Genomic DNA, 10,714 nt, shown 5'->3' with positions numbered 1-10,714 from the left:
ACCAAAGTGTCGCGGGGTGGAGCAGTCCGGTAGCTCGTCAGGCTCATAACCTGAAGGTCAGAGGTTCAAATCCTCTCCCCGCAACCAACTTTAGCGAACAGTCGTCGGAAGCAATGCCCGCCTCATCGGCGGGTTTTGCTTTGTTGAACATGGCGACCAGATTGCCCTGCATAACAGCCTACCAGTTCTACATGAAGAATTGGACGGTTGGACCGCCCATCACGGAAACCGCGAATTGCAGTTTTTCTAACTGGAGGAGATTTTTTTAAGTGTATCGACGATCAAGAAAAAGCGGGAGGACGAATCCTCATGATGCACTGGAGATCCAGCTTTTTGTGCTTGATCAACTTGGCGTTTTGCCCGGGCTATAGCATTGTCAGTCTCTCCTTTGATTTCATCAAAGAAGTCGATTTTTGATTTCTCATAGTTAGCGAAAGCTGGGTAGGCACGCAGGTCCCGGATCACCTGTTTCCCGGGTGGAGTGCCTGGGACACCTGTCCCATACGGCTTGCACGAGGTAGAGACATGGAGCAATAGCCAAACTTCGAAGCAAGGGATAGAAGTTACGGCTTCAATGTTCTTTGACTGCAGTTTTCGTCTCTTCTTAAAGCCATTGGTCTTGGTAATGGCATCTTGGTAAGTGCTGTGGGCATCCCGGTCGAACACCAGAAATATGTGTTCAAAGTCCGCATCCTTGTCGAGAATTTCATCAGCGTATTCTACAACACTAATTGGGGCCGCACCGCCTTCTCCGTGAACACGGACTTTGGCAGTGGGGACTCGATATTCAGAAATAAGCTTGTGAAGGTAGCCAGGTTCGGTTTTCTCACCCTCACAAACGATCAAGATGCGATCTTTTTCACTGTTGTCCTTGTGCTTTCGCTTCAGATCCCTCGTGCTTCGCCCCTTCGGGATGCCTCGCCTTCTCACCATCTGCTTGAGTCGCCTGTAGTTCAATTTCGTTTATCAATGGGATGCCGCCGAACCTGCCGTCGAGATAGGCCTTTTGCAAGGATGCAATCTCCCTTTCCTTGAATGAAGACAAGGGGAAGAGGTGCGATGAGAGGTTCTTGTGTTTCTCAACAAACCAAACTTGGTCCCGGTGAATGCAAGAATCGTCAAGGATTGATGCCTCATGGCTTGTAAAGATCAGTTGGGCTCCATTTGGGTTGTTTTTCTCCGAAGCAAACAAGTCGACGACGTATTTCAAAGCCAACGGGTGCAAGTTGTTTTGAAGCTCATCGATAACCAGTGTGATGCCGCTTCTAAGGGTGTGAAGCAAAGGTCCGGCAAGCTTGAAAAGCATCTGGGTTCCGGCAGACTCATATTCAAAGTCAAGAGTGATCTTGGCGCCATTGGAATCTGAACGAACGGTTTCCATGTTCTTGATTACTTGGGCATCCTTGTAACGACGGCGAATCTCCTCAACAGCCTCTTTGGGAAGTTCTTTAGGGAGTTCGTCGATGTCAAACTTGCCTACTTCGATCTTTAAGTCTTCCAAGGGAACATCAGCTGAGTTCATCAGGGCGATGATTTCTTCTTTGCAACCATCTTCCAAGAATTGCTTGACTGAAAACCCTTGGCTGAGACGAGAGACATCCTCAACGACCCGGAGGTTGTCTACCAACCATTCGTAGGGGGCTCTTAAGTCGGAAGAATTCAGTTGCACGGCAGTGGACAGGAACAAGGCGTTGTTCCTGGTGTTGTTTTTCCAGCTCTCTCTCTCTCCACGCAAGTGAGTTTTGTTCAGATGCCAGTCGTAGGTGTCGGACTCTTCGTCGAAAGAACGAGAGAATATCTTCCTTAGCCGTGTCTCCTTCGATGGCGGGTTTTCGAAAAGCCATTCATCGTAGACGCGGTCTTGGTCAGCAATGAAACCATACTGATAGAGCGTCCCGTTATGCACAAACACAACTTCGATTTCAGTTGGGGATTCTCTCCACTCGGCGTCGTATGCAAAAGGTTGTGTGTCGATCATGCTATCGACCTGCCGGTCTTTCGCTGAGTGTTCAACAAAATCTGTTAGGAACGCCAATGCCTTCACGACATTCGACTTGCCAGAACCATTTGCACCGAACAAACAAGCACTGCGAAGGGCGCTGGGAACCATATGATTCCCAGTCTTCAGCGATGCCCACGGTCGTTTTGCAGAAGCTCTACCGGCCACCATGGACAGGTTTTGGCTTTCTGATATAGATCGAAAGTTCTGAACGGTCAGTTCAATTAACATGGCTCTTGCTCCAATTAGCAGCCTCTTTCAGCACGAATTTTGTTGATTTGCAACATTATTCGTCACCTTTAAGTGTGATAAAGATGTTGCAGGAGGGTTAACGTCGAGTTGAGGCGACGAGCGTCCTATTGATGTTTTATCGATTTAAGTTGCTCAAGTTTAAGCAAGTTCGCCAAAGTCCAAATCCTGCTCCCGCAACCAACTTAACCTGCGAAGCGCCCTCTGGGGCGCTTTCGTCGTTTTGGACAAAGCCTAACGCGGCCTTGTGCGCTTCGAGTGCAGCGTTCGATAGTTGCGACTTGGACTTCGTTTCGTCTGACAGAGCCAGTATTCCAGCCAGACTACCGTGAAGATCAGACACCAGACGGTTTTCGCTTTCGTCAGGTGTCAGCACGATCTTCTCGATGAGGGATCGAACAGCATCAATCGCTTCGGCACGATGCTCTTTCGAATTCAGTGTTTCTATAAGTTGCCCCACTTGGACATGGTATCTGTGAGACATGTTGGGGTGCAGAAGAGGTGGCGATGCTTCCACGTCTTCCAACAGAGCTTCGAGTTCGACCCTGCGGTTCTCCAAAGCATGCATCTTGTCCTTGATGGGCGCAACGGGCGCACCATCACAGATAGCTTCGACCATTTGCGACAGCTTCTTCTTTGTTCTCTCGTGTTCTACCCTGAACTGGTTCAACGCAGCGTCATGTTCGCTGCGGAGCTTGTTCATGTGTTTTGTATACTCATCACAAAATACTGCGCAGAGGTCTGGGTCCATCAAGTGCTCTTCTAGGGCACTAAGAACGTCAGCTTCCAACTTTTCGCGGTGGATGCCCATGCGGTTGGAGCAGATGCCTTTGTTGCGCGCGCTAGAGCACCCCATGTGCGTTTGTGAGATCATCGAATATCCGCCACCACACTCCCCGCATTTTACGAGACCTGAAAACAAGTTTTTGGGTCGCTGCTTGGACCAGAATGGTTTTCCTGGCTTGTTAAGTGAGGCTTGGCGTTCTTTGACCTTCGCCCAAAGAGCGTCGTCAATGATGCGTAGTTCTGGCACATCCTGCGTGATCCACTGATCTTCAGGGTTTAGCTTTGATACTCGTTTGCCGGTCTCGGGGTCCTTCATGTAACGTAAGCGGTTCCAAACCATACGCCCGACATAAAGCTCATTGTTCAATAACCCTGTACCGCGCTGCCTGTTGCCGTTGATGGTGCTCTGCCCCCATCCCTTTGCCGCTAGGCCCTGCAACACCCTCTTCGTTGAGCTGGAAAGCGATTGCTTTGGGGGATTTCCCAGATGCGTAATCCTCAAAGATGCGCCGAACCACTGCTGCATCAGCTTCATTGATAACCCGTTGGCCGCGTTCTTCACCGGCAACCACGTCATAGCCATAACATTTGCCACCGCCTGAGCGGCCTTTTTCGACTCTTCCGCGCAACCCGCGACGGGTCTTGTCAGCCAAATCCTTCAGAAATAGCGCGTTCATAGTGCCCTTCAGGCCAATATGAAGCTGAGAAATTTCGCCTTCAGAGAGCGTGTTGATCTTGATGCCCGCAAAGCTTAGTCGCTTAAACACGGCAGCAATGTCTTCCTGATCGCGTGAAATGCGGTCCAGCGCTTCAGCGACCACTTCGTCGAACTTGCCTGCGGCAGCATCCTGCATAAGCATCTGGATGCCTGGGCGCATCAGGGAAGCACCCGATACCGCATGGTCAGTGTAGCTTTGAACGACCGTCCCGCCCATCGCGCGCACCCGTTCTTCGCACAGCCTGATCTGGTCTTTGATTGAGGCTTGGCTTTGAAGATCACTTGAGTAGCGTGCGTAGATGGCGACTCTGGTCATGGGCGTTTCAATCTCTTGTCTGTTGTTCCCTTAGTTTCTTGTGTCTTTGACGCTGAAGCAAGCTTTCAAAATCATCTTCGGCAGCACGCCGAGCGAGATACATAACGAGCTCTCGTAATTGATTTTTTGACGAAATGGAGCGATTTCCACGCAGTGCATCTCGCCAACTATTGGAGCGGCGATCAGACATATCTGACTATCTTTTCGAATGGTGCGGACTGAAAAGTATGTGGATAACTTTTCGTCCTTGTTATCACTATTGTACCACGCATGACGCTCAGAGCGCAAAAAACGGCTTGATTCCGGTCGTTTGGGGTTCCTGCAACATCGCTCATGGTGGAGCCCTTCCAATAGCTGGCTCCACCATATTTTGCTTTTGCTTTGCTTGCTAACGGCGCGGATCAAACAACTGGAAGCCAGTAGCCAGTTTTTGGAAACGCTATGGAACTACCGTGATCTTGGATTGGAGGTGATCAGTCATCTAAGAGCAAGACGCTCCGCCCCTCATTTGGTGTCGCGTTCAGTAAGTGAAGCAGATGCTTTTCATCGAGTTCTGGCAGTTCTTCGAAGGTAAACTTGCCGGTACTGGTTTGAGGCACAGCGCCAGCTTCCGTGTTTGCAACGATCATTACACGAGACGCAAAATAACTCACTCGTGGATGTTTTCTCATGATCATGGCTTTAAATCTTTGCCCCTGAAGTTTCGCCTGCATGACCATGAAGAAAGGGTAGTGGAAGTCATCTTCAACGCCGACAAAGTAGAGAAAAGCCTTGATCAGCATCAGGCGACCACGGATCACAATGTCGAAGGGGCCATTGAGATCGTTCTCGGAATTGACATGATATCGAATGGTGAAATTCAGATAGGTATCACTCTCCGCTCTTTCGACGTGCATGAAACCCTTTGCAAGCCGCGGTGTCTCTTGATCCTCTTTGCTTCGATTTCGGGCGTAACGGTAAATGAACGCACCATGCTCAAATTTCTCAAGGATTTCATCCATGATGGCGTTTCTGGAGCTGGCATAGGGAAGAAAGAGGCTTTCCGTCTGCCTGGCTTCGAGATGTAGATGCTCCTTGAGCACGGGAAACATTTTTAGAACAACCACTTTGACATCGCTTTGCATCTCGGAAAGGCGCGCAAAGCTGCCGTCACTTTTCAAAACCGTGAACTCTCGAAAGAGTTGACGGGTCAAAGAAGCATAAACCTCGGCAGACATCGTCCCTTCACGCTTTGCGTTGTTGATTGTAGCTCGGCTGATCTTGTCGGGATCGTTGTCCATGTACTTGCTGTAAGCTACCGCGTGGACATAGTGTAAGTAGTCTATCAGCATTAAGCAGCGAATGACTTCACCGCGCTCTGGTTTGTGGTGGTGCCCCTCAAACTCAAAATCTGGCATGTGATGCGCCTCCATGTTGGGATATGTCGGTCTATGAAAAAATATGCATCTTGCCATTGTTGGACCAGATGACATTTCAGCGCATATCTATGCATAAGGGTGCCCTCGTTCGCAGCGCGGATAGTAATTTATCATAAGATTTGGATTTGATTTTGTAAGAATCTTGCTCTCATGATTGTGGGTAGCGCTAACGAAGAATTTAGATTGGCGCGTCGATCAAGGGAGGACAGAATGTTCAAGCTACTGAAAAACCGCCTTAAAAACCCCGAAGCTTCGTTCAACCTGGTGAGCTTCGCCTACTATCGCGGAGGGGGCAGCTATGAAGGATGAGAACCATGCAATCTTCGTAGCACCAAACCACAAGCTGGTTTTGAAACCCTTTTATCGGGATCAGGTTTGGCTGCCTGCCAGAGCCGCAGACAAAGACCTCGGTAGCAGCAAAGCTTGGCTAAGCGCTCTTGAGCTGATCTATGACTATCATGGGATGCTCTATTTCAATGATGGTCAGGAATACCCTACGCCAGACATTGGAGAAGTATTTGTAGATCAATCAAACCGCTGGATGCGAAATTTCTTGAAAGCGAAAGGCGACGGAACCGAGCCAAAACACTACAGCAATAAAATCGAGCGACTGCGGATCATCGAGCTCTATTGCAGACTGATCAAGCAAGAAGGCGAACTCAACTAGCCGACCTGAGCGCCTTTACCGATACGAAGAGGGCTGCCAGCAATATGAAGGCAGTTCCCTCTGGGCGGTTCGCGCCCAGCCAGTATGGGATTGTCACGATACCCAGCAAGAAAGCTGTTTTGCAAATCCGCTCCAAGAAGCTTGCGTCGCGTTGTGGCGGCGTTACCGCAAGCTCGCCCCGTGCCAAGTGACCCGCTGCACCGCCTGGCCACTGATCTCTCATCGCCTCAAGACGTCGCCACCTTGATGCGCGCGACCATGCAAATGCGGCCACGAAGATCGTCAAAATTGGGCCACTTTGCCACGTAGCTATGCTTAGCCACCTGAACGGCATAGGTAGGCGCAGGCCGTAATGACCAAGTATTAGCGCGCTGCATCCCCAACAAAATCCGATCAGAAAAAAGCTGACTGTTATGGTTCCAAAAAGTTGCTTCATCCTACTGTCAGGTGCTTTGCCAGCACCTCTCCCAATTTGTCACCGGATTTTTCGAAATCGATAGGCTTAGCCAGCCGTTCCTCTGCGCGGCTGGGGTGAATATCGAATAGAGGCTGCCCGCGATTATCGCGGTAGCATTGGTCCAGATAGTAAACTGGCCGATAGGCAATGACTGGGTGCGCAGCGGCAAGCTTTATGAATTGGGTGGCTGGATGCATGCTCATGAGCTCATCCATTGTGATCAAAGGTCGAGAATATAGTGTGTCTAGCTGCCCCCTATATTCAGGGTCGCTAAACAAGGATGCTCTAATACTTGCGCTCTCAAAGCTGAGTTTCTCGGACGTTGTTTGGCCGCTAAGGCCTGACAAGTATCGTGCCGTGAACTCGTCGTTCGTGCCGAAGCACTGAATGCTTGCGGCATTGGCGACAAAAGTTTGCCACCGCTCGCCGTATACGTCGCGAAGTTGGCTAAAATCTTGGACGACTGCAACCAGCTGGAGGCCGAAACCGGCCATCAGGCCAAAGCTCTGCTCAACGATTTTCAGGCGGTCTAATGCTGCAAGCTCATCGAGCACGAACATCACAGGCTGCGCCGGTTTGTCTTCTAAGGCGGTGATTTCATAGATCAGTGTGGAGACAAGCAGCCGGAGCCACCTTTTGGCGGTATGAATACGCCGGGCTGGCAGTATCAGATAGATCGTTGTCCCCGTGCCGATCTTGCTGACATCGAAGTCGCTGGCAGAAAGAGAATCTGCCAGCTTGTGACTTTCGAGAAAGTGCGTGTTCCGTTGCGCAGTCGAGATGACACTGCTTCGCTCACGATCTGCTTTACTTGCCAGTCTGGCCCCCGCAGCACTGACGAGCTGATAGGGACTGGCTTTCATTTCATCCAGTATGATGTCGAAGCCGTCGGGATCACTGTTCAGCAACTTGCGGACGTCACTAAGGTCTCCGCCACGCTCCACTTCATGAAGAATGAATCCTGTTTGAAGAGCGACAGCTTCATCGCTCCAAAAGGAGTCTCCACCGTTCTCACCAATCGTACAGGATTCAGCGATCAGCATCGCTTCATCGAAGGGTTCATCGCCATCCAGATCGACGCTGCGCATCGGATTCAGTTTGGACGGTTCGATGCCGAGTTTGGAGCAAACAATATTGTATGGATCGATCAGATGAACATTCTGCTGCAAGACATCCTGGCGATATCGCGCTGTGATCAGTGCTAGTTCGCCATCTTTGACATCAACAACAATCGCGCTTCCAACGTGATCCAGCAAACGGGGGATCACCCCTGACACGCCTTTGCCTCCTCGCGTTGGGGCAACGATCAGCTCGTGCCGGTCTCCGCTGTATGTGATGGGGGTTGATCGTGCGCCACGTTGTTCGGGCGGAAGGAAGCCTAACAGGTGACGACCTTCAGGACCGTAGCCACGAGAAGCGAGATGGGCGGCATCCGCCCACCTGCTAGAGCCATGCAAATCTGGGTCAAAAACCCAGTCGCGTGACGGCTGATTGTCAGCGCGTGACATTGGTTTCCACCTCAGGGCAGGTGTGGAGCTCAAGCACCGTCTGCGCGCTGTAGGCATCGCTAACGACATGGAAATAGCGCTCTAGTTGCTCAGATACGCGCCCGCCGCCTGAGAAGTAGTTATCGGCAAGCGATCTCAACCAACGATCATCAGAGTCGCCCATGTAGTAAACGAATGTATAGGCGTTTTCCTTCATTGCCAAAGTTTCGCTTTCACTGGCTGCATCATCTGTTGCCCTGCCGTCTGTGAGCAAAATCACCGCCTTTTGGTGATCAGCCCTTTGCGGTTCGGAGAGCCAGCTATAGGCATCCCTCAACGGGCCGTAGATGTTGGTAGTGCCGCCAGGCTGAATGTTATCGAAGGCAAAGTTCTCCGGCTTGCAGTTCAACGCGCCTTCCGAGCCCCTATGAGAAAAATCCCAATTCCCTGCGAAGCTTGAGACTGAGCATTCTGCGGTATCTGGGAGTGCTGCGACAAATTCCTCTGCCGCCTCACGAACCTCCGGCATGATTTCTGCCATCGATCCTGATCGATCAACCAGAAGCGCGAAGGACATCGGCAGCAAATCGGGAACGCCTTCGATTGTCTTTTGCTCAAAGCAAAGCCTTTCCCCGCCTGTGGTATAGGCTGCAAGCGACCCTTCCGGCGGCGTGGCAATGCGCCCTTGTTCGTCTTTGAAGAGACCGGCCACGACAAGACCCTGAGGCGTTTGCTGAATACGCGTGATTTCAGCCGTACCGCCTGACCACGCCACGACTAGATCGTGCACAACGTCGATGTCATATCCGCGAGTGATCGCTAGGCCGACGTCATCGCGGATATCGATGCTGTTGACCATTTCCAAAACCCGTGCAGACGGAACCAGTTTTGGGTCTGTACGAACGCTCAAGGAAACGCCTTTCTCGAAGTCCAGCATCCGAGAAAGCTCCAGATCAGCGCTAGTGCTTTGATCCACGCGGGGAATGATCGTGATGTTCTGGCCGCTCACTTGCGTAGGCATGATGAGGTGCACGACAACTGACAGGGCAAGCTGCAATCTGAGCTTATCCATCTTACTGCCCTCCCATAATGTTGCCATGCGCCGCCCGTGTGCGCGCCGCGTCCATGAGGTCAAAATCGACTTCGCCGTTGCGTGCGCGTTCCACAAGGCCGACATCACGCAAGTAATCGAGATAAACTTCGTCTTGATCCGCATGCACATTGAGCAGGCGAACGACGCTGGCCGCGCTGGCGAGTTCGCCCAGCATCAAGTCTTTAGGTACGTCCTGCGGCAACGAGATTGTCGTGTCACCCTCGTCACAAGGGAAGCCTGCATGGATCATAGGGCCTATTGCGATCAGCTGATATTCGTCCGGCATCGTAATGCGCGTCGTCAGCTTTACCTGGCCCCACGCCAAACTGAGGTCGGAGCAAGTGTCCTTGAACTCGATCATATCCATCACAGTCTGACCTTGCTCAAAGAGTTGCTGGGCGGTGCCCGACCAAGTTACCTCGGTCGGGTTGGCAGTCAGGACGATATGGATTTCAGTGTCACGCGTCGCACGGCGGCGACGCAGTTTGACAATCTCGCCAAGAACAAAGTCAATTGTGACCTTGGCAGCTTCGCGGTCAGTGACCACCCCGCCGTTTTCTACCACGAGAAACACTGCTGATTGAGGGTCAGCCTGTGCGGCAGTCGCTGCAACAAGCATGCAGCCAGCCGCCATTTTTTGAATGATGGGTTTCATCACTTCAACCTTTCATAGATTCTTTAAGGGTGTAGGCGGCTCGCACGGTAAGAAGTGCGAGCACCGTGTTCACAACGGCAACCAGCGCGGCAACGAAGATGCCAAGGCCTTGGTTGTCTGCGAGGAACGACATCAAAGCATTGGTGTCATTGGTCGCAAACGGCCCCCCGATGCTCTCCCGCGCAATGAGTGTGTAGAGGTTCACGGTCTCAAGCGCGAAAACCAGCGCATAGAGTGCAAGTGCGATAAATGCATATGCGCGGTTGGTCGGCTTGGTCAGCCAGCTTTGCGGGTCTTCATAGATGCGCTGCTTGATGACTTCTGACCAGATGCCCATTGGCACCACGATGCTGAAGATAGCGAGCAAGAACGCCAGAAGGTGGGAAACTGTCATCTCGTCATCAAGCGAACAGAAGATGCCGCCGATGGCGGGCAGATCGCAGAGATAGACATCTGACATCATGCCCATGGTTTCGGAGTATGCGCCGTAGAGCATAATCCCCATGCAGGCTTCGAGAGCGCCCACCAGCAGCAATCCAACGGCCGCACCCCATGGGATGTCGCCTCTTGGCACACGCGTTTGCCTTGTTGGTATGGTTTGATTTCTAGGAGGTGGCATTAGACTTCCTTTCGATATCCACTTCGGTTGCACGCTCGCCCCTGTGTGGTTTGAGTCGTGATGCTATGGACGCTGACTCAGAAGGTTGGACGGCGCATGCCGTGGACATGCCACTGCTGGAAGTTGATCAGCCGGTAGATTGAAAATTCTGGACAAATGCCGGAAATTAGAATGCAAATTGGAGCTGTTGGGCCTTCTTAATTGGCTTGGGCTTACATGCTGTAAGCCTTGCCTTTTGGCGAAAACGGGT

The 10,714-nt window shown here is 51.6% G+C and carries 8 protein-coding genes, 1 tRNA gene and 1 pseudogene; 2 read left to right on the top strand and 8 right to left on the bottom strand.

The genetic code is table 11. The features are described 5' to 3' along the window. Nucleotides 1-10 precede the first annotated feature (10 nt). Nucleotides 11-87: transfer RNA gene (locus ACR0NJ_RS20220), tRNA-Met, on the top strand. 159 nt (nucleotides 88-246) lie between these two features. On the opposite strand, the gene ACR0NJ_RS20215 is transcribed toward ACR0NJ_RS20220, so the two are convergent. From ACR0NJ_RS20215 to ACR0NJ_RS20200, 4 genes and pseudogenes are all read right to left on the bottom strand, one after another. Continuing rightward, a complete protein-coding gene (locus ACR0NJ_RS20215) occupies nucleotides 247-846 on the bottom strand; it encodes an RloB family protein (protein ID WP_480818892.1) in 600 nt (199 codons plus the stop codon). Nucleotides 847-859: 13 nt separating this feature from the next. After that, nucleotides 860-2,230 carry an AAA family ATPase gene (locus ACR0NJ_RS20210; protein ID WP_480818891.1) on the bottom strand — a complete coding sequence of 457 codons (1,371 nt, stop codon included), beginning with the start codon at nucleotides 2,228-2,230 and terminating at the stop codon, nucleotides 860-862. Nucleotides 2,231-2,366: 136 nt separating this feature from the next. Further along, nucleotides 2,367-4,068: pseudogene (locus ACR0NJ_RS20205) on the bottom strand (recombinase family protein). Nucleotides 4,069-4,541: 473 nt separating this feature from the next. Next, nucleotides 4,542-5,465, bottom strand: coding sequence for a hypothetical protein (locus ACR0NJ_RS20200; protein ID WP_480818890.1), 924 nt, complete (start codon nucleotides 5,463-5,465; stop codon nucleotides 4,542-4,544). Between the two features lie 319 nt (nucleotides 5,466-5,784). Between ACR0NJ_RS20200 and ACR0NJ_RS20195 the strand changes: the two genes are divergently transcribed. Next, a complete protein-coding gene (locus tag ACR0NJ_RS20195; protein ID WP_480818889.1) occupies nucleotides 5,785-6,153 on the top strand; it encodes a hypothetical protein in 369 nt (122 codons plus the stop codon). Between the two features lie 432 nt (nucleotides 6,154-6,585). On the opposite strand, the gene ACR0NJ_RS20190 is transcribed toward ACR0NJ_RS20195, so the two are convergent. The 4 genes from ACR0NJ_RS20190 to ACR0NJ_RS20175 are packed head-to-tail and all read right to left on the bottom strand — an operon-like array spanning nucleotide 6,586 to nucleotide 10,380. Then, the gene (locus ACR0NJ_RS20190) at nucleotides 6,586-8,118 is read right to left on the bottom strand and encodes a type IV secretory system conjugative DNA transfer family protein (protein ID WP_480818888.1); all 1,533 of its coding nucleotides are present in this window, start codon (nucleotides 8,116-8,118) and stop codon (nucleotides 6,586-6,588) included. After that, nucleotides 8,105-9,169 (bottom strand): VWA domain-containing protein, encoded by a 1,065-nt coding sequence (locus ACR0NJ_RS20185; RefSeq protein WP_480818887.1) that lies wholly within the window; start codon nucleotides 9,167-9,169, stop codon nucleotides 8,105-8,107. Before ACR0NJ_RS20185 ends, ACR0NJ_RS20190 begins: the two co-directional genes overlap by 14 nt. A gap of 1 nt (nucleotide 9,170) precedes the next feature. After that, entirely contained in the window at nucleotides 9,171-9,845 is a 675-nt protein-coding gene (locus tag ACR0NJ_RS20180; protein WP_480818886.1) for a hypothetical protein, read from the bottom strand. Between the two features lie 4 nt (nucleotides 9,846-9,849). Further along, the gene (locus ACR0NJ_RS20175) at nucleotides 9,850-10,380 is read right to left on the bottom strand and encodes a hypothetical protein (RefSeq protein ID WP_480818885.1); all 531 of its coding nucleotides are present in this window, start codon (nucleotides 10,378-10,380) and stop codon (nucleotides 9,850-9,852) included. Nucleotides 10,381-10,714: the final 334 nt, after the last annotated feature.

It is taken from the genome of Ruegeria sp. F11 (genome assembly GCF_056533855.1).
The sequence above is the reverse complement of the archived record's forward strand: the minus strand, read 5'-3'. Positions and strand labels throughout refer to the sequence as shown.

Bases quoted from the DNA above. Each gene is read 5' to 3' on its own strand.
- ACR0NJ_RS20190 (WP_480818888.1), bottom strand. From the start codon at position 8,118: ATGTCACGCGCTGACAATCAGCCGTCACGCGACTGGGTTTTTGACCCA.
- ACR0NJ_RS20200 (WP_480818890.1), bottom strand. From the start codon at position 5,465: ATGCCAGATTTTGAGTTTGAGGGGCACCACCACAAACCAGAGCGCGGT.
- ACR0NJ_RS20180 (WP_480818886.1), bottom strand. From the start codon at position 9,845: ATGAAACCCATCATTCAAAAAATGGCGGCTGGCTGCATGCTTGTTGCA.
- ACR0NJ_RS20185 (WP_480818887.1), bottom strand. From the start codon at position 9,169: ATGGATAAGCTCAGATTGCAGCTTGCCCTGTCAGTTGTCGTGCACCTC.
- ACR0NJ_RS20195 (WP_480818889.1), top strand. From the start codon at position 5,785: ATGAAGGATGAGAACCATGCAATCTTCGTAGCACCAAACCACAAGCTG.
- ACR0NJ_RS20210 (WP_480818891.1), bottom strand. From the start codon at position 2,230: ATGTTAATTGAACTGACCGTTCAGAACTTTCGATCTATATCAGAAAGC.